Here is a 21,411-nt window from a genome sequence, read left to right on the forward strand (position 1 = left end):
CCGCTCACTCCTTTCCCATTTCACGGATGGCGTCCAGCAGCAGGTCCTGGAACGCACCCCGCTCCATGCCGCCCTTTTCCAGCGTGCGGCGCACCCGGCCGTCCTGCAAAATGACCACCCGGTCGCAGTGGGAGGCGGCGTAGGAGTCGTGGGTCACCATGAAGATGGCGGCCCCCAGCGCCTGCCGGGCCCGCTCAAAGGTGCGGATGACCGCCCGGGCGGACTTGGAGTCCAGGTTGCCGGTGGGTTCGTCCGCCAGCACCAGCAGCGGGTGGTTGATGAGCGCCCGGGCCACCGCCGTGCGCTGCTTTTCGCCGCCGGAGATCTCGGCGGGGTATTTGTTTCGGATGCCGGCGATGCCGAACACATCGCACAATTGGTCCGCCCGGGCCTCGGCGGTGCTGTTGATGTTCCCGCCCAGGATGGCCGGCAGCAGGATGTTCTCCCGCACCGAAAGGCCGTCCAGCAAAAGGAAATCCTGAAAAACGAAACCAAGCTTCTGGTTGCGCACCCCGGCCAGTTCGTCTTCTTTCAGGCGGGCCAGCTCCACCCCGTCCAGCAGGATGCTGCCGGAGTCGGCGGGGGTGTAGCAGGAGATGCAGTTGAGCAGGGTGGTCTTGCCGGAGCCGGAGGGCCCCATCACCGCCACGAACTCCCCCTTTTCCACTGTCAGGCTTACCCCGCCCAGCACCTCGCAGGTGGAACCGCCCACCCGATAGGATTTGTAAAGGTCTTTCACCGTGAGCATGTCGTGTTCCTCCCTTTCCGGGGCCGGAAAACGCCCGGCCCCTGCTTCAAGGGTATCGTTCGGGGGCCGCCGTGGCAAACGGACCGGCCACATTCGGCAGGCAAGGGGGCAGCTTTTGCACAAAGAAGCCGGGGTATGTAAAATCTGGCGGCTTTGCCGTCAAGTTTGGTTTGGCGCACAGGGCCCCGCCGTGGTACAATACCCCCAGAAAGGCCGAAAGGAGGGGAGCGCCGTGCTTCGCATCGGTATCTGCGACGACGTATACGGCGCCCGGCTGGGGGTGCGGGGCGGGGTGGGGGGCGCGGGGGAAAAACGCCGCACAGCCGCCGCGTTTTTCGAGTTTTCCGCCGGGGAGAACCTGCTGCGCTGGCTGGAAGGCCACGCGGGGGAGCTGGACCTGGTGTTTCTGGACCTGGAGATGGGCGAGGTGGACGGCATCGAGACCGCCCGGCGGCTGCGCGCGGCGGACGAAGGGCTGCAGATCGTGTTTGTCACCGGCCACGCCGACCGGGTGTTCGACGGTTACGGCGTGGGGGCGCTGGGCTACCTGCTCAAGCCGCCGGCCCCCGAGGCGCTGGAAGAGATGCTGGACCGGGCCGGCGCGGCGCTGTGCCGCGAGCTGGAGCGGGCCTTCGTCTGCCGCAGAGGCGAGGCGTATTACCGCATCCCGCTGCAAACGATCCTCTACTTTTCCTCCGACCGGCGGCAGGTGACCTGCGTGACGCAGGGCCGCCGTTATGCCTTTTATGGCAAGCTGGACGACGTGGCCGCCCAGCTGGGGCCTGCCTTTGTGCGGGTGCACCAGCGGTATCTGGTGCGGGCGGCGGCGGTGGAGCGGCTGGAAGGCGCGGAGGTGTATCTCGCGGGCGGCGTTTCGCTGCCGGTGAGCCGCTCCTGCCGGCAGGCGGCGCTGCTGGCCATGGCCCGGGCGGAACTGGGGGACTGACGCGATGGATGAACTGCTTCTGATTTTTCTGAGCCTTGCCTGCTCCGCCTGCATCGGCGCGCCCGCCTTCCTGCTGTGCCGCCCCTTTGCCGTCCTGCGGGGCGGCCGGTGGCAAAGGGCGCTGATGCTGGCGGGCCTGGGCTACATGGGCAGCCTGCCCATCTGGGTGGGCGACCCGAACCTGCTCTACGCGCTGCCGGTGTTTCTGGCGGCGTTTCTGCTGTGCACCCGGGGCGACCCTGCGGGGCGGCTGGCGGTGGGGGCTATCCTCTTCTGCCTCATCATGTCGCTGAGCGCACTCATTGATAACTACGCGGCGGAGGCGCTCCGGGGCGGCTTCACCCGCGACGCGTTCTCCCTCTTGCTGCGCGCCGCGGCGCTGGCAGGGATATGGCTGGCGCTGAAAAGACGCCTGCCGGACCAGCCGGTCAGCCTTTCGCCCCGGCTGTGGCGGCTGGTGCTGGGCCTTGCGGCCATGCCTCTGTGCTCGCTGGCGGCAGTGGTGCTGCTCACCGGCGGGGTGGAGCGCCCGCCCCAGGTGAACAGCATTGCCCTGAAGCTGGGCCTCGCGGTGCTGCCGGTGGCGCTGGCCACCTCGGTGCTGCTGCTTTTTTCCATCACCGTGCTGGCCGAGCACGAGACCCTGGAGCAGGCCCGGCGGCTGGCCTCCCTGCGGGAGGCCTATTACCAGGCCCTGCGCGCCCGGGAGAGCCAGGTGCGCCAGCTGCGCCACGACCTGCGCAACCACCTTTCGGTGCTGGGCGGGCTGATGGAACAAAAGCGCTGGGCGGAGGCCTGCGCCTACCTGGACGGGCTGGGCCGCCAGGAGGGGCTGCGGAGCCCCGTGCGCTTTTGCGAGAACGAGGCGGCCAACGTGGTGCTGGCGGTGAAGGCGGCGGAACTGGAGCAGGCGGGGGTGCGGGCGGATTTCAAGGCCCAGCTGCCCCCGTCGCTGCCTCTGGCGGACACCGACCTGTGCGCCCTTTTGGGCAACGCGCTGGACAATGCCCGGGAAAGCGCGGCCCAATGCCCCGACCCCTGGGTGCGCCTGCGCTGCCGGCAGGACAAGGGCCTGTTCATGCTGCGGGTGGAAAACCCCGTTCCCGGCCCGGTGGACCCGGACCTTGCCACCACCAAGGCGGACCGCGCCGCCCACGGCTTCGGCATCCCCGGCATGCGGGAGATCGCCCAGCGGTGCGGCGGAACATTGCAGGCCGGGGCCCGGCAGGGCCGCTTCTGCCTGCTGGTCAGCCTGCCCGCAGGCCGAAGCTGAACCGCCCGTTCCGTGCCCTCTGAGGGGGGGCTGTGCACGGCCTCTGCCTGTTTGCGCCGGGCCGCCCCCCGCGTTTTCCCTTGACAAGGAGGAGAAGGATGTGGTATCCTGTATCGTGGTTAGCATAGGCTAACTTATTTTTTGGATGTTGAGTTAGCGAAAACTAACATTTGCGCCCGAGGGCGCGGGGGAGAGGAACGATGATCAACACACGGCTGATCGGGATGGTCAGCGAGAGCAAAAAAACCATCGCGGCGTCGGTGGCGTTCCAGTGGGTGTCGCTGGCGGCGAATATCCTGCTCACCGGCGCGGTCTGCCGCCTGCTGGCGGCGCTGTGGGCGGGCACGGCCGGCCCGTCCGGCCTGCTCCGGCTGGGTGCGCTGGCCGCCGCCGCGCTGGCGGTGCGCTTCGGCTGCACCCTGGCCTCGGCGGAGATGAGCTGGCGGTCCAGCCGGGCGGTAAAGGCAAAACTGCGCCGCCTTATCTATGAAAAGCTGCTGCGGCTGGGCGCGGCGGGCCGGCAGCAGGTGCGCACCAGCGAGGCCGTGCAGGTGGCGGTGGAAGGGGTGGATCAGCTGGAGGTCTACTTCGGCCAGTACCTGCCCCAGTTCTTCTACGCCATGCTGGCGCCGCTCACCCTGTTCGCGGTGCTGGCCCCGGTGGATGTGATGAGCGCCGTGGCGCTGCTGGTGTGCGTGCCGCTCATTCCAGTGTCCATCGCGGCGGTGCAGACCTGGGCCAAAAAGCTGCTGGGCCGCTACTGGGGGCAGTACACCGCCCTGGGCGACACCTTCCTGGAAAACCTGCAGGGCCTGACCACCCTGAAAATTTATGGCGCGGACGAGCAAAAACACGCCGAGATGAACCGGCAGGCCGAGCAGTTCCGCCGCATCACTATGAAGGTGCTCACCATGCAGCTGAACTCCATCACCATCATGGACCTCATCGCCTACGGCGGCGCGGCGGCGGGCATGGCCCTGGCGGTGAGCCGTTTTGCCGCCGGCCGGGTGGACCTGGCGGGGGCGCTGTTCATCATCCTGCTGGCGGCGGAGTTCTTTCTGCCCATGCGCCTTCTGGGCAGCTTCTTCCATGTGGCCATGAACGGCATGGCCGCGGCGGAGCGCATCTTCCGCCTGCTGGACCTGCCCGAAGCGCCCGCGGCCGGCGGGCAGGCGCCCGAAGAGGGCGGCCTCGCTCTGCGGGGCGCGGCCTTTGCCTATGAGGCGGGCCGCCCGGTGCTGCGGGGCGTGACCATGGAGTTCCCTGCCGGCAGCTTCACCGCGGTGGTGGGCGAATCCGGCTGCGGCAAGTCCACCGTGGCCTCGCTGCTCACCGGCCGCCGCCGCCCCCAGGGCGGCAGTGTCACGGTGGGCGGGCGCAGCCTTTCGGACATCGACGAAGCGGCCCTGGCCCGGCACATCACCTATATCTCCCACAACAGCTACCTGTTCAAGGGAACCGTGGCGGAAAACCTGCGCATGGCCCGGCCGGACGCGCCGGACGAGGCTCTCTGGCGGGCGCTGGAGCAGGTGAACCTGGCGGATTTTGTGCGGGGGGAAGGGGGCCTGGACGCCCCGGTGGCGGAGAAGGGGTCGAACCTTTCCGGCGGCCAGTGCCAGCGCCTTGCCCTGGCCCGGGCGCTGCTGCACGACAGCCCGGTCTACATCTTCGACGAGGCCACCTCCAACATCGACGTGGAAAGCGAAAACGACATCATGGCCCGCATCACCGAGCTGGCAAAGGCAAAGACGGTCATCCTCATCTCCCACCGGCTGGCCAACGTGGCCGGGGCGGACAGGCTCTATGTGATGGAGAACGGCCGGGTGGCGGAAGAGGGCGGCCACGCCGAACTGCTGGCCCGGGGCGGGGTTTACGCCCGCCTGTGGAGCGCCCAGCAGGAACTGGAACAGTATAAAAGGGGGGACGCGGTATGAAAAAAGAGCGAAGCGGTTTTGCCGTGATGGCCCGGCTCATCGGGCTGGTAAAACCTCTGGCGGGCTACATGGCGCTGGCCGTCCTGATGGGGCTGGCGGGGCACCTGTGCGCCTCTTTCATCACCATCTTCGGGGCCTTCGGCCTGCTGCGGGTGCTGGGCCTGGGCGGGGCGCTGCCCCTGCCCGCCCTCTTTGCCGCTGCGGCGGCCATGGCCCTGGCCCGGGGGCTGCTGCGCTACGGCGAGCAGGCCTGCAACCACTTCATCGCCTTCAAGCTGCTGGCCCTTCTGCGGGACAAGGTGTTTGCCGCCCTGCGGCGGCTGGCCCCCGCCAAGCTGGAAGGGCGGGACAAGGGTGACCTGATTTCGGTCATCACCAGCGACATCGAGCTGCTGGAGGTGTTCTATGCCCACACCATCTCGCCCGCCGCCATCGCGCTGCTTTTCTCGGCGGGCATGACGGTGTTCATCGGCGCGGCGCACCCGCTGCTGGGGGCCATCGCCCTGGCCGCCTACCTCACGGTGGGGGTGCTGGTGCCGCTGGCCACCAGCAAGGCCGCCGGCGGGGCGGGCATGGAGTTCCGCCGCCGCGCGGGGGAACTGTCCGCCTTCGTGCTGGACAGCCTGCGGGGCTTGCCGGAGATCCTGCAGTACGGCGCGGGGGCGCGCCGCCTGGCGGAGATGGAGCGCCGCACCGCCGAGCTGGCGGAACACGAAGGGCGCATGAAGCGCACCGCGGCCTTCAACGCCGCCGTCACCAACACCCTCATCCTGGCGTTCGACCTGGCGATGCTCTTCGCGGCGGCGGCGCTGTGCATGGCGGGCCGGCTTGGGTTTGCCGGCGCGGCGGTGGCCACCGTGGCGCTGATGAGCTCCTTCGGCCCGGTGGTGGCCCTGGCCAGCCTGGGCGCGGGGCTGCAGAATACCTTTGCCGCCGGCAACCGGGTGCTGGACATTCTGGAGGAGACCCCCGTCGCGGCGGAGGTGGAAGGCCGCCCGGCCACCGGCTTTTTTGGCGCGAAGGTGGAAAACGTGACCTTCTCCTACGGCGGCGAGCTCATTCTGGACGGCCTTTCCCTGGACATCCCCCGGCACAGCGTCATCGGCGTGGCGGGCCGCAGCGGCAGCGGCAAATCCACCCTGCTCAAGCTGCTGATGCGCTTCTGGCAGGCGGGGCAGGGAAATGTGGAGATCTCAGGCAGGCCCATCGACGAAGTGAACACCGCCGACCTGCGGGCCATGGAGGCATATGTCACCCAGGAGACCCACCTCTTCCGGGATTCCATCCGGGCCAACCTGCGGCTTGCGAAGCCCGGCGCCACCGACGGGGAAATTGAAGCGGCCTGCAAAAAGGCGGCGGTGCACGACTTCATCCAAAGCCTGCCCCAGGGCTACGACACCCCGGTGGGGGAGCTGGGCGAGACCCTCTCCGGCGGCGAGCGCCAGCGGCTGGGCCTTGCCCGGGCCTTTCTTCACGACGCGCCCTTCCTGCTGCTGGATGAGCCCACCAGCAATCTGGACAGCCTGAATGAGGCGGTCATCCTGCGCTCGCTGGGGCATGCCAGCGCCGGCCGCACGGTGGTGCTGGTGAGCCACCGGCGCAGCACCCTGCGCATCGCCGACCGGGTGGTGAGCGTGGAGCGGGGGCGGCTGAGCTGATGGACCTGCAAAGCAAACGCCGGCGGGAAAAGCGGGTGGTGGAGGCCATGATCCGCCTCTACTGCCGCAAAAAACACGGCGGCCGAAAGGACCTCTGCCCCGAGTGCACGGCCCTTCTGGGCTATGCCTGCCAGCGCAGCGACCGCTGCCCCTTCATGGAGACCAAGACCTTCTGCTCCAACTGCAAGGTCCACTGCTACCGCCCCGAGATGCGCCGGAAAATACGGGAAGTGATGCGGTTTTCCGGCCCGCGGATGCTGCTGGTCCACCCGGTGCTGGCGGTGCGGCATCTCATCGAGAGCCGCCGGGAGAAAAAACGACAGGAGAGTGTTTGATGAAACTGAAAAAAGCGATGTATCTCGCCCTGGGCTTTTTGGGCCTGGCGCTGGGCGCCGTGGGCGCGGTGCTGCCCCTGCTGCCCGCCTTCCCCTTCCTTTTGCTGGCGGCCTTCGGCTTTGGCAAAAGCAGCGAAAAGCTGAACACCTGGTTCAAAAACACCCGCCTTTACCGCGAGAATCTGGCGGACTATGTGGCGGGCAAAGGCATGACCCGCAGGACCAAGATACGCATCATGGTCACCGTGACCCTGCTCATGGCGGTGGGTTTTGCCATGATGCACGCCGTGCTCGTCGGGCGCATCATCCTGGGGGCAGTGTGGGTGTTCCACATCCTCTATTTCACCTTTGGGGTGCGCACCATCCCCGCCGAGTGATTTTGCACCGGGATTGATTTCGGGCGGCGGTGTGCTACAATAGGGGGCAGAAAACCAACGGCGGAAAAGGAGCGATGCCCCCATGCCCATTCTGAAGCTGAAGCCCGCCTGCAAGGATTACCTGTGGGGCGGCAGCAGGCTGCGGGAGGAGTACAACATCTCCTCGGACCTGCATCCTCTGGCGGAGGCCTGGGTGCTCTCCTGCCACCCGGACGGGCCCAGCGTGGTGGAAAACGGCCCCGACGCGGGGCTGACCCTGCCCCAGTACATCGAAAAGCACGGCAGGGGGGCGCTGGGCAGAAATTGCGCCCGGTTCGAGGATTTCCCCATCCTCGCCAAGTTCATCGACGCCAAGAACGACCTGTCCATTCAGGTGCACCCGGACAACGCCTACGCCCTGGAGCACGAGGGCCAGTACGGCAAGACCGAGATGTGGTATGTGCTGGAAGCGGAGCCGGGCGCCTTCCTTTATTACGGCTTCAAGCGCCCCATCGCCAAAGAGGAATACAAAGAGCGCATCGCCAGCAACACCCTCACCGAGGTGCTGAACGCCGCCCCGTTGAAGAAGGGCGACGTGTTCTTTATCCCGGCGGGCACGCTGCACGCCATCTGCAAAGGCATCGTGATCGCGGAGATTCAGCAGAACTCCAACGTCACCTACCGGGTCTGCGACTACGGCCGCACGGGCGCGGACGGCAAGCCCCGGCAGCTGCATGTGGCCCAGGCGCTGGAGGTGACCCAGCGCGTGCCGCCCCGCCCGCAGGACTTCGGCGGGCATCTGGCGGCCTGCCGGTATTTTGTGGCGGACGCGGTGCAGGGCGGCGCCGAAGGCATGTGCGACGACAGCTCCTTCACCAGCCTGCTCATCACCGGCGGGGAGGGCGTTCTTTCCTGCGGCGGCGAGGAACTGGCGGTGCGCAAGGGCGACAGCCTCTTTCTGCCCGCCGGCAGCGGCGATTGGAAGCTGACCGGCAGCGCCTCGGCGCTGCTGTGCCGCGTGCCTGCCGCACAGAACTGACCATCTGAAAAGCCTCTGCGCAAATGCGCAGAGGCTTTTCAGATTTTGCAAAAGATATCACAAACTGGGGGTTGCGCAAAGATTTTTAACACTGCGTTTTGATGCAAACTTGGCGGCAATGCGTTGACGTTGCACACGGTTATTGTATAATTAGTACCAGGGATTTTTAAGGCCGCCGGATAAACGGTTCGAGCGGCGCATTTTTGCCGCCCGGGAAGGGCAAAAAAACGGCCCAAAAATGGATGCAGCGGGCGCAAAGCCCCCTTCGGAAAGGCGAAAACATACAGGAAACAACGCAACGAGAGGCAGGAACATTTATGAAGCATTACCTCGGCATCGACCTCGGCGGCACCAACATCGCCACCGGCGTCATTGATGAGAACTATCGGTTCGTTGCCCGCCACAGCGTGCCCACCAGGGGCGCCCGTCCCTTTGAGGCGGTGGTGCGCGACATCGCCGCCGCCGCCCGCGCGGTGGTGAAACAGGCCGGCCTGACGGAGAAGGACATCGGGTATGCGGGCATCGGAGCGCCCAGCACCATCGAGCCCGGCACCCAGCGCGTCGTGTTCGCCAACAACCTCGGCTGGAAGAAGGCCGATTTTGTGGGCGAGTTCAAAAAGCACTGGGACGTTCCTGTGCACATCGCCAACGACGCGGACTGCGCCGCCCTGGCAGAGTCCGTCGCGGGCGCCGCGAAGGGCTATGACAACGTGCTGATGCTGACCCTCGGCACCGGCGTGGGCGGCAGCTTCGTGATGAACAGGAAAATTTATCTGGGTGGCAACGGCTACGGCTGCGAGCCGGGCCATTCCACCCTGGTCTACAACGGCGTGCAGTGCACCTGCGGCCGCAGGGGCTGCCTGGAAGCCTATGCCTCGGTGACGGCCCTCATCCGCGAGACCATCGAGATGATGGCCGCCTGCCCCGCCAGCCTGATGTGCGAGATGTGCGGCGGCAACATGAGCCGCGTCAGCGGCCGCACCGCCTTCGACGCGGCCAAACAGGGAGACGAAGCCGCCCTGCAGGTGGTCCACAACTATGTGGAGTATCTGGCCGCGGGCATCGGCAGCCTGGTCACCGCCTTCCGGCCCACCGTGGTCATCCTGGGCGGAGGCCTGAGCAACGAGGGCGAATACCTTCTGGGGCCGGTGCGCCGCCGGGTGGGCGAGACGGTGTATGCCTCCAACCTGATGGACCCGCCCGCGATCCTCAAGGCCGCTCTGGGGCAACGACGCGGGCATCATCGGCGCCGCGCTGCTGGGCGCGTAACGCCGGCATCCGCAGGCAAAGGCCCCCACGCGCTCAGGCGGGGGCCTTTTTCACAAAAGAGAGGGGGATCAAGATGAAGGTGCGTTTTGGCATCATCGGCAGCAATTTTATCGTGGACTGGTTCCGTCAGGCCGCGGCCCTCTGCCCGGGCTGTGAGCTGACCGCAGTGTATTCCCGCACCAAAGAGCGGGCGGAGATGCTGGCGCGGGAGTGGGGCGTGCCCCATGCCCACCACACGCTGGAGAGCCTTGCAGCGGACGAGACGGTGGACGCGGTGTACATCGCCAGCCCCAACGTCTGCCACGCCGGGCAGGCCATCCAAATGATGGAAGCGGGCAAACACGTGCTGTGCGAAAAGCCAATGGCCACCGACGCCGGGCAGCTGGCGCGGATGGAAGCGGCGGCCGAAGCCGGCGGCGTGGTGCTGCTGGAGGCCATGCGCAGCGCCCACGGCCCTGTGGTGCCCGCTTTGCGCAGCGTCATGAAGCAGATCGGCCCCATCCGCAGCGCCTCTTTTTCCTACTGCCAGTATTCCTCCCGCTACGACAAATGGAAAGCGGGCGTCGTGGAGAACGCCTTTGACCCCGTCATGGGCGGCGGCGTGCTCACCGACCTGGGCGTATATTGCGTGCACATGATGGTCATGCTGCTGGGAGAGCCCCGCAGCATCCGCGCCCACGCCGACTTCCTGCCCGGCTCCATCGACGCAATGGGCGACCTCATCGCCCGTTACCCCGGCTTCAACGCCTGCCTGACCTACAGCAAACTCCATGAGAGCCACTGCCCCTGCGAGGTGGCCGGCGAAAACGGGGCCATCCAGTTCGGCCCGGTGGGCGCGCCCCGGTGGGCGCGCTGGAAAAAACGGGGCGAGGAGTGGGAAACGATAAGGCTTTCGATTTGCGACAGGGATATGTGCTATGAAATAGAAGATTTTATCGCCATGGTGCGGGGCGAACTGGACCCGTCGCCCTGGCGGCACTGGTCCGGGATGGCGGCGAAACTCCTGGACGAAGCCCGCAGCCAGGCGGGGATCGATTACCGGCCGCATGCCCCGCGCCCGGAAGAAACAAGGGATTTTGTATGATCGCGCCGGGACGCAGCCCGTGCATCCTGCGCGCTCCATGAACGAGGCGTGAACGGTCTGAAAGAGGCGGCAGATTGCGCTAAAACTGTTATGGAAACAAAAGCGCGGCGGTTTGCATTTTTCTGCATCCGCGGCAGCGCAGGGGCCTGCCCGTAAGTATGGCGCGCTGCGGCCGGAACAGCGGCCTTTTGCCTTTTTCATAAAGGCCGGCGCAGGGCGCACAGCACTACATACCGCTCTTCGTCCGAGCGGCTGGTGCAGGTGAGCAGGGCGGCGAGGGGCTCTTCGCCGGTGAGGCTCACGCCGGAAACGGGCGAGTGGGCCGCGGCGTATTCCACCAGCTGCGAACGGTTTTCGGCGCTGCCGAACCCCCGGTCCACCCATTCCCCGGCGGCGATGGTGAAGGCGTAGGCCACCTGAAGCGTCAGGCCGCTTTCCGGCGTTTGAAGCTCCAGCAGGGGATGGGCGTCGCACCATTCCTGGTCCATATAGCGGGCAAGGCAGGCGAACATGGAGCCGTCGCGCATGTTGTGGCCGTAGAGGACGGACAGCCCGCCGGAAAAATCGCCGGGGCAGCGCCAGTCCAGAAACAGCGAGCCGCCGGCGCTGTGGGCGCCGTCCGGCAGGCGGCGCAGGTAATAGTCATTGTCCTCCGCCTGCATCACGGGGTGATCGATGGGGGTGCCTTCGCAGTAAAGCCAGCCCACCGCATCGGGATACTGCTCCACCAGACGCTCCATGTCCACCCGGGGCCGTTCCTCCGCGGAGGATGCGCCGGACGCCGCGGAGGCGGCCACGCTCTGGCGGATGGCTTCGTAGCGGCCGGCGCTCTCGCGGTGGCCCCAGAGGATGCGGCCAAGGTTGAATGCGCTCACCAGCATCACCGCGCCCAGCGCCAGCTGCACCGGCAACAGCAGCGCCCGCCAGCGGCGCGTTTTCTTTTTCAGGGGCCATCCCTCCTCTGCGGTGCAATGCTGTAAAAAAGTGTATCACACAACGCAGGGCGGCGCAAGGCGCGCCGCATCCGCTCCACGCCCTCCCCGGGGCGCGTCCGCCCGGCTCCAGCCCAGCAGTTCCACCCGGGGCGAGAGGAAGCCCTCCCGGGCCGGGGCGGGGGCGGCCAGCGCCGTGGTGAGGTATTTTTTGTTGTCGTCGGCAAAAACGGTGGCGGCGGGCCCCAGGCCCCGGCGGGTGAGCTCGATGGCGCCAAGCAGGTTCGCCCCCGAGGAGATGCCCACCCCCAGGCCCAGCTCCTTTGCAAGGCGCGCGGCCATGAGCACCGCGTCGTCGTCGTTCACCGGCAGCACCGTGTCGATGAGGCGGCGGTCCACGATGGAGGGGATGAAGTCGTCGCCGATGCCCTCGATTTTGTGGGGGCCGGTGACGGTGCCGCCGCTCAGAAGGGGCGCGGCGTCCGGCTCCAGCGCGGCGATGAAAGCGCCCCGGGGTTTCAGGCGGCGGGCAGCGCCCATCAGGGTGCCGCCGGTGCCCACCCCCGCCGCAAAGGCCCTCACGCCGGGCAGGGCGGCCAGCAGTTCCGCGCCGGTGGCGTGGTAGTGGGCCAGCACGTTCTCCTCGCTGTCGAACTGCAGGGGCTGAAAGGCGCCCAGCTCCCCGGCGGCCCGCCGCGCCTGGGCCAGCGCCCCCTCAAAGCCGCCGCCGGCATCGCTCACCAGATGCAGCTGCGCGCCGTACATCTTCAGCAGCTGCTGGCGCTCCCGGCTCATGCGCTCGGGCATGAAGATGTGCACCGGGTGGCCGGTGAGCGCCCCCAGGGCGGCGAAGGCGATGCCGGTGTTGCCGCTGGTCACCTCCACGATGGGCTGGCCGGGCACGAGTGCGCCGGTCTCCTCGGCGCGGGCCACGATGCGGGCGGCCACCCGGTCCTTGATGCTGCCGGAGAGATTGAAACTTTCCAGCTTGGCGTACACCGCGCCGGGGCGGCCGTCCAGCCGGTAGTCGATGCGGATGAGCGGCGTGTTGCCGGAAAGGGTCTCGTAAGCTTTCATGCTGGTTCTCCTTTTGCATGTTCTGTGTGCGGTATGTCCCGTGAAAGGGGGCGGCAGGCAAACAAAAAGGGCTGTGTGCCTGCGCACACAGCCTTGCAAAAGGATCCTGCCAACAAAAGCGCAAAGCCCGGGGCTTTGCCCTGCTTTTCGTCGGGACCGCGGTTGAAGGGGGCGGCAGACAGCACCAGCAGGGCCGTCTGCCCGCCGCGCCCTCAAAGGCCTCACTGGCCCGACGCGAAAAAGCAGCCGTCCCTCAACAGCGGCAACAACAGATGTTCTCTTTCACAGAGACAAGATAGACAAGATCCATAAAAATCACCTTGCAGATACCATACCATTGGGCCGGGAGATTGTCAAGAGAAAGTTTTTTGACCCGCGCCGCCAGCGTAAAGAAGACGGCGCCTTTGGTCACGGCAGCTGCGGGGCCGCCTTCAGCAGCGGCCCCGCAGCTGCCGGCCATTCTGCCCAATGGCGCCCTTTTCCACCCGGCGCCTGGCCCGGACGGACGCAAAATCTGCATCGCTCACCTTCGCCTCGCCGAACATGGAGCCCACCGCCGCCAGCTGCATCTGCCACCCAGCGCCAGCATACCGGCGCTGGGCATGGGCCTTGCCTGCAAAAACTGCTCCAGGGCCCTCAGGAAAAATAAATTTTTTCCCCGCGCAGCGGCGCTGTCAGGGGCTTGGCGGGCCGCCCGGCTGAAAACAGGGATTGCAATCGGAGAAAAATCTGTTATACTTATATCCGTATTTTTTGCACAAAAGGCTTTTCCTCACGGGAATGGCCCGCGCTGCATGAAATGAAAAAGAGGTGAAAACCGCAACGGGAAAGGCGGTTTTCGCGGAAAACGGAGTATAACAGGAGGCGATGACCAATGTGCGGGATCGTGGGATACACGGGCGCAAAGCAGGCCGCGCCCCTTCTTTTGGAGGGGCTTTCCAAACTGGAGTACCGGGGCTATGACTCGGCGGGGGTCGCCACCCGGGACGGAGGCGCCCCGGTGCAGCTGGTGAAGGCCAAGGGCCGGCTGAAGGCCCTTTCGGAAAAGATAAACGGGGGCCTGGCCCTGCCGGGCAGCTGCGGCATTGGCCACACCCGCTGGGCCACCCACGGCGAGCCCAGCGAGACCAACGCCCACCCCCACTGCAGCGACGACATGAACGTGGTGGCGGTGCACAACGGCATCATCGAGAACTACCAGCAGCTGAAAGACAAGCTGGCCAAAAAGGGCTACCGCTTTTATTCCACCACCGACACCGAGGTGGCGGTGAAGCTCATCGACTATTACTACAAGAAATACGAGGGCACCCCGGTGGACGCCATCAACCACGCCATGGTGCGCATCCGCGGCTCCTACGCGCTGGCGGTAATGTTTAAGGAGTACCCCGGCCAAATCTGGGCCGCCCGGAAAGACAGCCCCATGATCATTGGCGTGGGCAAAGGGGAGACCTTCCTGGCCTCCGACGCCCCGGCCATCCTCAAGTTCACCCGGGATGTTTATTACATCGGCAACATGGAGCTGGGCTGCCTGGAACCGGGCAAGGTGACCTTCTACAACCTGGACGGCGACATCATTGAAAAGCCCCTCACCACCATCCAGTGGGACCCGGAGGCCGCCGAAAAATCCGGCTATGAATACTTTATGATGAAGGAGATCCACGAGCAGCCCAAGGCGGTGGCGGACACCCTCCACGCCTTTGCGGGCGGCGGTGCGCCGGACCTTTCCGCCACCGGCCTTTCCGACGGGGACCTCCAGGCCGTGAACAGCGTCTGCGTGGTGGCCTGCGGGTCGGCCTGGCATGTGGGCATGACCGCCCAGTATGTGCTGGAGCAGCTGGCCCGGGTGCCGGTGCGGGTGGAACTGGCGTCGGAATTCCGCTACCGCCAGCCCCTGCTGGAGGCGGGCGCGCTGGTGGTGGTCATCAGCCAGTCCGGCGAAACGGCGGACAGCCTCGCCGCCCTGCGGGAGGCAAAGCGGCTGGGGGCCCGCACCCTGGGCATCGTGAACGTGGTGGGCTCCTCCATCGCCCGCGAGGCGGATAACGTGATGTACACCCTGGCCGGCCCGGAGATCGCCGTGGCCACCACCAAGGCCTACAGCGCCCAGCTGGTGGCAGTGTATCTGCTGGCCATCCGCATGGCGCTGGCGAAGGGCAGCATCGACGCCGACCGCTGTGCACGGCTGATGCAGGAACTGGAGGCCCTGCCCGCAAAAATCGAGAAGGTACTGGAAGATAAGGAGCGCCTGCAGTGGTTCGCCTCCAAGCAGGTGGCCATGCACGACTGCTTCTTCATCGGCCGGGGCATCGACTACGCCATCAGCCTGGAAGGCAGCCTCAAGCTCAAGGAGATAAGCTACATCCACTCCGAGGCCTATGCTGCGGGCGAGCTCAAGCACGGCACCATCAGCCTCATCGAGGAGGGCACGTTGGTGGTGGGCCTTGCAACCCAGGCTGAGCTCTACGAAAAGACGGTGAGCAATCTGGTGGAGTGCAAAAGCCGGGGCGCCTACCTGATGGGCCTGACCTGCAGCGGCAACTATGGCATTGAGGACACGGTGGACTTTGCGGTCTATGTGCCCCGCACCGACCCGCTGTTCGCCGCCTCGCTGGCGGTGGTGCCCCTGCAGCTGCTGAGCTACTATGTGGCGGTGGGCAAGGGCCTGGATGTGGATAAACCCCGCAATCTGGCCAAGAGCGTCACGGTGGAGTGACCAAAAATCATATCCTCCCTTCGGCGGGGCGTGCGGTAAAAGGCTCGCCTCGCCGTTTTCTGCTTTTGGAGCATAGCCTGCCTGTTCTATGCCCAAAAGCTATGACAGACCATAAAATATAAGCATTTGTGCTTTTCAGGCACGGGGCGTATACTGAGGAGGAAGAAAAGGGCGGCGGGAAACGCCGCGTTCAGTGAAAACGGAGAGGCAAGCATGAAGATCATTGAGAATCAGACGTTTGACCAGGAGCGCGCGCTCTACGGGGCGCGCAATGTGAAAGCGGTGAACTGCCGCTTTGACGGCCCCGCCGACGGCGAGAGCGCTTTCAAGGAGTGCGCCGGCATCGCCGCCGAAAACTGCTTTTTGAACCTGCGCTACCCCTTCTGGCACGACCGGGGCCTTGAAGTGAAGGGGTGCGAGCTCACCGAGAACTGCCGGGCAGCCCTGTGGTATTCCCGGCGCATCCGCCTGGAGGACACCCGCCTCCACGGCATCAAGGCCCTGCGGGAGTGCAGTGATGTGGAACTGAAACATTGCGACATCCGCTCGCCGGAATTCGGCTGGTCCTCCAAACAGGTGACCATGGAGGACTGCACCGCCGAGAGCGAGTATTTCATGATGCGCGCCTCGGGCCTGCGCTTTCGGGATGTGACCTTCACCGGCAAATACTCCTTCCAATACATTCACGACGCGGTGCTGGAAAACTGCCGCCTGACCACCAAGGACGCCTTCTGGCACGCCCGCAACGTGGTGGTGAAAAACAGCGTGGTGGAAGGGGAGTATCTGGGGTGGTACAGCCGGAACCTCACCTTTGAAAACTGTGTCATCCGGGGCACCCAGCCCCTTTGCTACTGCAAGGGCCTGAAGCTGGTGAACTGCCGCATGGAGCACACCGACCTGGCCTTTGAAAAGAGTGAGGTGCAGGCCACCGTCACCACCCCCATCGACAGCGTCAAGAACCCCAAGGCGGGCCGCATCGAGGCCCCCGCCGTGGGCGAAGTCATCCGGGACGACCCCGCCGCCAAGGGCGAAGTGGTCTGCGCCGGCCGCCCCGCCGGGCGCTGCGCCTGAAAAACATCAAAAAGAGCCGCCGGGCCCCTCCCAAGAAGAGAGGCCCGGCGGATTTTTGTTCAAAGCGTTATTTGTGCCGCAGGCTGTGGATGTACCGCGCGGAGAAGCAGAGCAATGCCGCCAGCGCCGCCAGCTGGGCAAAGTCGAACAGGCTGTATAAAAGCCCCAGAGGGCCAACAACCGCGGTGAATCGGAAAAAGGTGTCAAAGATATACTCGCCCACGGCCCGCACCAGCCAAAAGCCAAGCCACCCGGCAGCCAGCGCGATGAGGGCGTCCCGACCCGTGGCCAGCGGCAGGCGGCGAAAACGCAGCACCGTGACGGCCAGCAGTATGAGAATGACCGCCAGCTCCGCCCAGGCCGCGGCGAGGCGGGCGTAGTTCCAGCTGGGTTCGTAGATGCGGGTCAGCCGAACAAGGCTCCAGGAGATGCCGGTGGCCAGCCGCAGGTAGAGCGCGGCGCAGAAATACGCCGCCCAGGCGCACCAGAGCCCCGCGTTTTTGCGGCACACGGCGCAGATGCCCGCGCAAAGCCAGAAGGGGGAGGCAAACAGAAGGCTCGACAGCCCGCCCCCCAAAACCAGAAACACAAAAAACACCATCAGCCCGCACAAAAACAGCACCAGCGCCACTATCTTTTGCCCGGTGCTCACGCCTTGTCTTTGCATCGGGATGGGCATGGTGGGCAGAGGTGCGGGTTCGGGGGCAGGGAAGGCCGCCGGCGCGGCAGACCGGCCATGCACCAGTTCGTCCAGCGAAACGCCGAACACTTCGCCCAGCTTCACCAGCTTGTCCAGGTCCGGCACCGATGCGTCGGTCTCCCATTTGGACACCGACTGGCGCGACACGTCCAGCGCCTGAGCCAGCTCCTCCTGCGACCAGTTCTTCTGCGCCCGCAGCCGGGCGATGTTCTCCCCAAGGCTCATGGGATGGTTCCTCCTTTTTTGGCTTTTGTGGTAAAAGCATAACAGCCCGGCCCCTGCAAGTCCACCAAGCCGCCTTGGAAACTGCGCAACCGGCGGTTGCGCCCGGTGCAGAAAGGCCGCCGCACGCTTTTGGGCAAAGCGCGCGGCGGCTTTGACTTGCTTTCTTTCGGCTCAGTTGCTGCCGGAGGGGAAGAAGGGCCGCAGCACGGCGGCCACACTGCTGATGGGCATGGTCTGCAGCCAGATGTGGCCCGGGCCGGACACCACCGTGTTGAACAGGCCCTCGCCGCCGAAAAATGCGTTTTTCACGCCGGGAACGGTGACGATGTCCATGGAGCAGGTGGCGTCCATGGCGGCGAGGTAGCCGGTGTCCACCACCAGCGACTGGCCGGCGGCCAGTTCGTATTCCACCACATGGCCGTCAAATTCGGCAAAGGCGATGCCCTGGCCGGAGAGTTTCTGCATGATGAAGCCCTCGCCGCCGAAAAAGCCGGAGCCCAGCTTTTTCTGGAAAAAGACCGAGAGCTCCACGTCCGCTTCCGCGGCCAGGAATCCGCTTTTCTGCACCACCAGTTCCTTGCCGGGGCCGATCTCAAAGGCGCGGATGCTGCCCGGGAAGCTGGAGGCAAAGGCGATGAGGCCCGGCCCGCCCTGGGCGGTGTAGCGGTTCTGGAACAGTGCCTCGCCGGCCAGCAGGCGGCCAAAGGCTTTGCCCAGCCCTCCGTTCGTGGTGGTCTCCATCCTCATGTTGGGGGTCATCCAGCTCATGCTGCCCCGCTCGGTGATCATCGTTTCACCCGCGGCCAGCTGGCAGGTCACCACCGGCAGCGGCTCGCCCGCGATCTGGTATTGCATCCGTCATTCCTCCTTGTATCTTACTGAGGTAGTGCCACTACCAATATAAAGGCCGCGCCCGGCCTTCGTCAAGAGGGCCGGGTGCACAAGCATTTTGCGGCTTTGCTGGTCATTCTGCCGAATCGGCGCTGCCCTTCGGCAGTGTCATGCGAAAACAGCCCGCCATCAAAGCGGCCCAGGCCATCAAAAACACCTCGGCGCAGATCTGCTTTGCCAGGCGGCGGCCCCGGTGTGGCATGGCAAGGCCCGCCAGCACTCCCAGCGCCAGCATGCAGAATTTCAGCAGCGCAACGTCCTTCCAGCCCGGCGGCGGATGCAGCCGTTGATCCAGCCCGGCAGCTTTTCACGCCGGCCTCCCTTTTGCGCTTCAAAGACGTGTGTTATACTCTGATCATAACGCCCGCCGCCCATCGGGGCAAGCGCTGGCGAAAAAGGGGAGGGAAGAAGATGAAAAAGCGGCCGGAACTCACCTCCTTCGGCCTGCACCTGCTGGCCATGGGGCTGATGCTGTGCGACCACATCTGCCTTGCCTTCATGCCGGACCGGCTTTGGATGACCTGCGTGGGGCGGCTGGCCTTTCCCGTCTTTGCGTTTCTGGCGGCGGAGGGCTTTGCCCGCACCCGCAGCCGCGCCCGCTATGCCCGGCGGCTGCTGGTCTTTGCCCTTCTTTCCGAAGTGCCCTTCGACCTGCTGGCGGCGGGCAGCCCGGTTTATCCCCTCCACCAGAACGTGCTCTGGACCTTCCTCATCGCCCTGGGCTGTATGCAGCTGCTGGAATGGGCCAAGGCTGACCCCCGGCCCGCGGCCCGCTTCGCGTTGAGCGCCGGGGCGGTGCTGGGCGGCTATCTGGCGGGCACGGCGCTCATGGCGGACTATTTCGGCCCCGGCGTCTGGACGGTGCTGGCGTTTTACTTTTTCCGGGGCGGCGGCTGGCGGCAGCGGCTGGGCCAGCTGGCGTGCCTGCTGCTGTTGAACGGATGGCTGCTGGCGGGCCCAACCATCCCGCTGGGCGGCTATGCCCTGCCCATCCAGGCCTTCGCGGTGCTGGCGCTGCCCTTTATCTGGCTCTACCGGGGGCGGCAGGGACCCCACGGGCGGGCGGTGCGCCGGTTCTTCTACGGCTTCTATCCCGCCCACCTTCTGGTGCTGGCGGGATCGAGGTGGCTGCTTTGCTTTCGGTGACGGTGGGATGCGCCACCTATTCACAAAAAGTTAATAATATATTCACAAAAAGTACACTTTGTTGCGCCAATGCATGTTAAAATATTATCAATCTGCGGGGCGGATCACCTGCGGACTGCAAACTGAAACTCCGGCCGGGGAGGGCCGGGGAAAATGGAGGAAAACATGAAAAAACTGATCGCACTCACCCTTTCGGCAGCGCTGTCACTCACGCTTTTCTCAGCTTGCGGCCAAACACAGACGCAAACCACCCAGCACACCGGCACCGGCGACGGCTACGGCGGCGCCATCACCGCCACTGTTTCCACCGATGAGAACGGAAAAATCGTGGCGTTGGAGATCGCAGGCCCCGACGAGACCGCTGGCATTGGCGACAAAGCCATCGAAACCATCACCGCCGCCATTCTGGAAAAGGGTTCCGTGGAAGGCGTGGACGCTGTGGCTAGCGCCACTTGGAGCAGCAACGGCGCCATCTACGCGGTGAACAACGCCCTTGACCCGGAAGCCTATCCCTATCCCGTTGAAAGCGCCGGTTCCGAAGCCGACAGTGTCAGCTCCGCCGAGGCTGCCATGGGCCTGGGCGTGGTCAGCACCGGCCGCCTTGGACCCGGTTCCGACGACACCGAGACCCCGGTCTATTCTTTCAACCAAGTCTACGCCGCGGTGGTGTTTGACCAGGAAGGCAAGATCCTTTCCATGAAGCTGGACCAGCTGGAGGTCGCCACCCCCAACTACGACGGCGACGGCATGCCCCACTTTGCGGGCTTCCCCGGCCAGAGCTACAACTACGATGAAGACCACGACGCCGTTGTGGACGGCACCCTGGCATACGATGACGACTCTTACCTGGAAGCCATCGCCGCCTGGCAGACCAAGCGGGAGCGGGGCGACAGCTACAAGATGGGCGTGGGCACCTGGGCCGACCAGGCGGACGCCTTTGAAGCCCTGTTCGTGGGCATGACTGTGGACGAGGTGGAGGCGTGGTTCGCCAAGTACTGCTCCGACGTCAACGGCCGCCCGCTGAAGGCCCCCACCGAGGACTCAAAAGAGGAGGACAAGGCCAAGTATGAGGCGCTGTCCGCCGACGAGCAGGCGATGCTGGCCGACGTGACCGCCAGCGCCACCATGTCTCTGAACGATTCCCACGGCGATATCCTCTCCGCCATTCGCAAGGCCTATGAGAACCGCAAGCCCCTGGAGGCCATGGCCGCCACCGGCTTTGGCCTGGGCCTGGATTTCATGGGCCGACTGGGACCCGGCTCCGACGACACCGAAACCCCTGTTTACTCCTTCAACAATGTGGTGGCCGCCGTCCTCTTTGACGAGAACGACGTGATCACCGGCATCTATCTGGATCAGGTGGAGGTCGCCACCCCCAACTACGACGGCGACGGCATGCCCCACTTCGCGGGCTTCCCCGGCCAGAGCTACAACTACGATGAAGACCACGACGCTGTTGTGGACGGTACCCTGACCTATGACGACGACAGCTTCCTGGAGGCTGTTGCCGCCTGGCAGACCAAGCGGGAGCGGGGCGACGGCTACAAGATGGGCGTGGGCACCTGGGCCGACCAGGCGGACGCCTTTGAAGCCCTGTTCGTGGGCATGACCGTGGACGAGGCGAACGAGTGGTTCGCCAAGTACTGCTCCGACGCCAACGGCCGCCCGCTGAAGGCCCCCACCGAGGACTCCAAGGAGGAGGACAAGGCCAAGTACGAGGCGCTGACCGCCGATGAACAGACCATGCTGGCCGACGTGACCGCCAGCGCCACCATGTCTCTGAACGACTCCCACGGCAACATCCTGGGCGCCATCCAGGCGGCTCTGGAATCAAAGAGCGCGGTGGACATCACCATCGGCTGATTTGAATGGAAAAAGGCCCCCGCTCAGCGGGGGCCTTTTTGGGCGGCGCCTGCGCGGCGAAAAACCGTGCGCCCCTTGGAAATCCGAGTTGATCCTCTATGCTGTGAGCCAAAGCAAACCGGTCAAAGGGAGGCGGGCGGCTGCCGCATCG

Annotated in this window: 20 protein-coding genes; 13 read left to right on the forward strand and 7 right to left on the reverse strand. The window is 65.4% G+C overall.

What is annotated here, in order from left to right; all coding sequences use genetic code 11:
- Positions 1 to 4: 4 nt before the first annotated feature.
- Positions 5 to 748, reverse strand: a complete 744-nt coding sequence (locus ACH2AT_RS00440; RefSeq protein WP_394962565.1) for an ABC transporter ATP-binding protein — start codon at positions 746 to 748, stop codon at positions 5 to 7.
- 232 nt (positions 749 to 980) lie between these two features.
- Here ACH2AT_RS00440 and ACH2AT_RS00445 point away from each other — a divergent pair, with 232 nt between their 5' ends.
- The 9 genes from ACH2AT_RS00445 to ACH2AT_RS00485 all read left to right on the forward strand — a co-directional run bounded on the left by ACH2AT_RS00445 (position 981) and on the right by ACH2AT_RS00485 (position 10,642).
- Positions 981 to 1,694, forward strand: a complete 714-nt coding sequence (locus ACH2AT_RS00445) for a LytR/AlgR family response regulator transcription factor (RefSeq protein ID WP_394962567.1) — start codon at positions 981 to 983, stop codon at positions 1,692 to 1,694.
- 4 nt (positions 1,695 to 1,698) lie between these two features.
- Complete coding sequence (locus tag ACH2AT_RS00450; RefSeq protein WP_394962569.1) at positions 1,699 to 2,967, forward strand: sensor histidine kinase; 1,269 nt, start codon at positions 1,699 to 1,701, stop codon at positions 2,965 to 2,967.
- 200 nt (positions 2,968 to 3,167) lie between these two features.
- A complete protein-coding gene (locus ACH2AT_RS00455) occupies positions 3,168 to 4,901 on the forward strand; it encodes an ABC transporter ATP-binding protein/permease (protein ID WP_394962571.1) in 1,734 nt (577 codons plus the stop codon).
- Complete coding sequence (locus ACH2AT_RS00460; protein ID WP_394962572.1) at positions 4,898 to 6,559, forward strand: amino acid ABC transporter ATP-binding/permease protein; 1,662 nt, start codon at positions 4,898 to 4,900, stop codon at positions 6,557 to 6,559. The genes ACH2AT_RS00455 and ACH2AT_RS00460 overlap by 4 nt, the downstream gene beginning before the upstream one ends.
- Positions 6,559 to 6,894, forward strand: coding sequence for a nitrous oxide-stimulated promoter family protein (locus tag ACH2AT_RS00465; RefSeq protein WP_394962574.1), 336 nt, complete (start codon positions 6,559 to 6,561; stop codon positions 6,892 to 6,894). Before ACH2AT_RS00460 ends, ACH2AT_RS00465 begins: the two co-directional genes overlap by 1 nt.
- The gene (locus ACH2AT_RS00470; RefSeq protein ID WP_394962575.1) at positions 6,894 to 7,271 is read left to right on the forward strand and encodes a DUF454 family protein; all 378 of its coding nucleotides are present in this window, start codon (positions 6,894 to 6,896) and stop codon (positions 7,269 to 7,271) included. Before ACH2AT_RS00465 ends, ACH2AT_RS00470 begins: the two co-directional genes overlap by 1 nt.
- 82 nt (positions 7,272 to 7,353) lie before the next feature.
- Positions 7,354 to 8,289 (forward strand): type I phosphomannose isomerase catalytic subunit, encoded by a 936-nt coding sequence (locus ACH2AT_RS00475; RefSeq protein ID WP_394962577.1) that lies wholly within the window; start codon positions 7,354 to 7,356, stop codon positions 8,287 to 8,289.
- A 317-nt stretch (positions 8,290 to 8,606) separates the two neighbouring features.
- Positions 8,607 to 9,635 (forward strand): ROK family protein, encoded by a 1,029-nt coding sequence (locus ACH2AT_RS00480; RefSeq protein WP_394962579.1) that lies wholly within the window; start codon positions 8,607 to 8,609, stop codon positions 9,633 to 9,635.
- Positions 9,632 to 10,642, forward strand: a complete 1,011-nt coding sequence (locus tag ACH2AT_RS00485) for a Gfo/Idh/MocA family protein (protein ID WP_394962581.1) — start codon at positions 9,632 to 9,634, stop codon at positions 10,640 to 10,642. Before ACH2AT_RS00480 ends, ACH2AT_RS00485 begins: the two co-directional genes overlap by 4 nt.
- 197 nt (positions 10,643 to 10,839) lie before the next feature.
- Here the strand turns inward: ACH2AT_RS00485 and ACH2AT_RS00490 are convergent, their stop codons facing one another.
- From ACH2AT_RS00490 to ACH2AT_RS00500, 3 genes are all read right to left on the reverse strand, one after another.
- The gene (locus ACH2AT_RS00490; protein WP_394962583.1) at positions 10,840 to 11,553 is read right to left on the reverse strand and encodes a class B sortase; all 714 of its coding nucleotides are present in this window, start codon (positions 11,551 to 11,553) and stop codon (positions 10,840 to 10,842) included.
- A 78-nt stretch (positions 11,554 to 11,631) separates the two neighbouring features.
- Positions 11,632 to 12,651 (reverse strand): PLP-dependent cysteine synthase family protein, encoded by a 1,020-nt coding sequence (locus ACH2AT_RS00495; protein WP_394962585.1) that lies wholly within the window; start codon positions 12,649 to 12,651, stop codon positions 11,632 to 11,634.
- Between the two features lie 431 nt (positions 12,652 to 13,082).
- Positions 13,083 to 13,220: a hypothetical protein gene (locus ACH2AT_RS00500; protein ID WP_394962587.1), complete on the reverse strand. Its 138-nt coding sequence runs from the start codon at positions 13,218 to 13,220 to the stop codon at positions 13,083 to 13,085.
- A gap of 305 nt (positions 13,221 to 13,525) precedes the next feature.
- Between ACH2AT_RS00500 and glmS the strand changes: the two genes are divergently transcribed.
- Positions 13,526 to 15,364, forward strand: coding sequence for a glutamine--fructose-6-phosphate transaminase (isomerizing) (gene glmS / locus ACH2AT_RS00505; protein ID WP_394962589.1), 1,839 nt, complete (start codon positions 13,526 to 13,528; stop codon positions 15,362 to 15,364).
- Between the two features lie 213 nt (positions 15,365 to 15,577).
- Positions 15,578 to 16,435 (forward strand): DUF3737 family protein, encoded by an 858-nt coding sequence (locus tag ACH2AT_RS00510; protein WP_394962591.1) that lies wholly within the window; start codon positions 15,578 to 15,580, stop codon positions 16,433 to 16,435.
- Positions 16,436 to 16,502: 67 nt separating this feature from the next.
- Here the strand turns inward: ACH2AT_RS00510 and ACH2AT_RS00515 are convergent, their stop codons facing one another.
- The 3 genes from ACH2AT_RS00515 to ACH2AT_RS00525 form a co-directional block, all read right to left on the reverse strand.
- Positions 16,503 to 17,360 carry a helix-turn-helix domain-containing protein gene (locus tag ACH2AT_RS00515; RefSeq protein WP_394962593.1) on the reverse strand — a complete coding sequence of 286 codons (858 nt, stop codon included), beginning with the start codon at positions 17,358 to 17,360 and terminating at the stop codon, positions 16,503 to 16,505.
- A gap of 171 nt (positions 17,361 to 17,531) precedes the next feature.
- Positions 17,532 to 18,215: a TIGR00266 family protein gene (locus tag ACH2AT_RS00520; RefSeq protein ID WP_394962595.1), complete on the reverse strand. Its 684-nt coding sequence runs from the start codon at positions 18,213 to 18,215 to the stop codon at positions 17,532 to 17,534.
- A gap of 109 nt (positions 18,216 to 18,324) precedes the next feature.
- Entirely contained in the window at positions 18,325 to 18,486 is a 162-nt protein-coding gene (locus ACH2AT_RS00525) for a hypothetical protein (protein ID WP_394962597.1), read from the reverse strand.
- A 176-nt stretch (positions 18,487 to 18,662) separates the two neighbouring features.
- On the opposite strand from ACH2AT_RS00525, the gene ACH2AT_RS00530 reads away from it, so the two are divergent.
- Both ACH2AT_RS00530 and ACH2AT_RS00535 read left to right on the forward strand, forming a co-directional pair.
- The gene (locus ACH2AT_RS00530; RefSeq protein ID WP_394962599.1) at positions 18,663 to 19,397 is read left to right on the forward strand and encodes a TraX family protein; all 735 of its coding nucleotides are present in this window, start codon (positions 18,663 to 18,665) and stop codon (positions 19,395 to 19,397) included.
- A 165-nt stretch (positions 19,398 to 19,562) separates the two neighbouring features.
- Positions 19,563 to 21,260 carry an FMN-binding protein gene (locus ACH2AT_RS00535; RefSeq protein ID WP_394962600.1) on the forward strand — a complete coding sequence of 566 codons (1,698 nt, stop codon included), beginning with the start codon at positions 19,563 to 19,565 and terminating at the stop codon, positions 21,258 to 21,260.
- Positions 21,261 to 21,411: the final 151 nt, after the last annotated feature.

Source organism: Candidatus Allofournierella excrementigallinarum (assembly GCF_944388085.1).
Classification (GTDB): domain Bacteria; phylum Bacillota; class Clostridia; order Oscillospirales; family Ruminococcaceae; genus Allofournierella_A; species Allofournierella_A excrementigallinarum.

Excerpts from the sequence above, each read along its gene's own strand:
- ACH2AT_RS00475 (WP_394962577.1), top strand. The coding sequence starts at position 7,354 with ATGCCCATTCTGAAGCTGAAGCCCGCCTGCAAGGATTACCTGTGGGGC.
- ACH2AT_RS00480 (WP_394962579.1), top strand. The coding sequence starts at position 8,607 with ATGAAGCATTACCTCGGCATCGACCTCGGCGGCACCAACATCGCCACC.
- ACH2AT_RS00520 (WP_394962595.1), bottom strand. The coding sequence starts at position 18,215 with ATGCAATACCAGATCGCGGGCGAGCCGCTGCCGGTGGTGACCTGCCAG.
- ACH2AT_RS00525 (WP_394962597.1), bottom strand. The coding sequence starts at position 18,486 with ATGCTGGCGCTGGGAGTGCTGGCGGGCCTTGCCATGCCACACCGGGGC.
- ACH2AT_RS00500 (WP_394962587.1), bottom strand. The coding sequence starts at position 13,220 with ATGCAGCTGGCGGCGGTGGGCTCCATGTTCGGCGAGGCGAAGGTGAGC.
- ACH2AT_RS00535 (WP_394962600.1), top strand. The coding sequence starts at position 19,563 with ATGAAAAAACTGATCGCACTCACCCTTTCGGCAGCGCTGTCACTCACG.
- glmS (WP_394962589.1), top strand. The coding sequence starts at position 13,526 with ATGTGCGGGATCGTGGGATACACGGGCGCAAAGCAGGCCGCGCCCCTT.
- ACH2AT_RS00495 (WP_394962585.1), bottom strand. The coding sequence starts at position 12,651 with ATGAAAGCTTACGAGACCCTTTCCGGCAACACGCCGCTCATCCGCATC.
- ACH2AT_RS00485 (WP_394962581.1), top strand. The coding sequence starts at position 9,632 with ATGAAGGTGCGTTTTGGCATCATCGGCAGCAATTTTATCGTGGACTGG.
- ACH2AT_RS00440 (WP_394962565.1), bottom strand. The coding sequence starts at position 748 with ATGCTCACGGTGAAAGACCTTTACAAATCCTATCGGGTGGGCGGTTCC.
- ACH2AT_RS00460 (WP_394962572.1), top strand. The coding sequence starts at position 4,898 with ATGAAAAAAGAGCGAAGCGGTTTTGCCGTGATGGCCCGGCTCATCGGG.
- ACH2AT_RS00510 (WP_394962591.1), top strand. The coding sequence starts at position 15,578 with ATGAAGATCATTGAGAATCAGACGTTTGACCAGGAGCGCGCGCTCTAC.
- ACH2AT_RS00465 (WP_394962574.1), top strand. The coding sequence starts at position 6,559 with ATGGACCTGCAAAGCAAACGCCGGCGGGAAAAGCGGGTGGTGGAGGCC.
- ACH2AT_RS00515 (WP_394962593.1), bottom strand. The coding sequence starts at position 17,360 with ATGAGCCTTGGGGAGAACATCGCCCGGCTGCGGGCGCAGAAGAACTGG.
- ACH2AT_RS00470 (WP_394962575.1), top strand. The coding sequence starts at position 6,894 with ATGAAACTGAAAAAAGCGATGTATCTCGCCCTGGGCTTTTTGGGCCTG.
- ACH2AT_RS00530 (WP_394962599.1), top strand. The coding sequence starts at position 18,663 with ATGAAAAAGCGGCCGGAACTCACCTCCTTCGGCCTGCACCTGCTGGCC.
- ACH2AT_RS00455 (WP_394962571.1), top strand. The coding sequence starts at position 3,168 with ATGATCAACACACGGCTGATCGGGATGGTCAGCGAGAGCAAAAAAACC.
- ACH2AT_RS00450 (WP_394962569.1), top strand. The coding sequence starts at position 1,699 with ATGGATGAACTGCTTCTGATTTTTCTGAGCCTTGCCTGCTCCGCCTGC.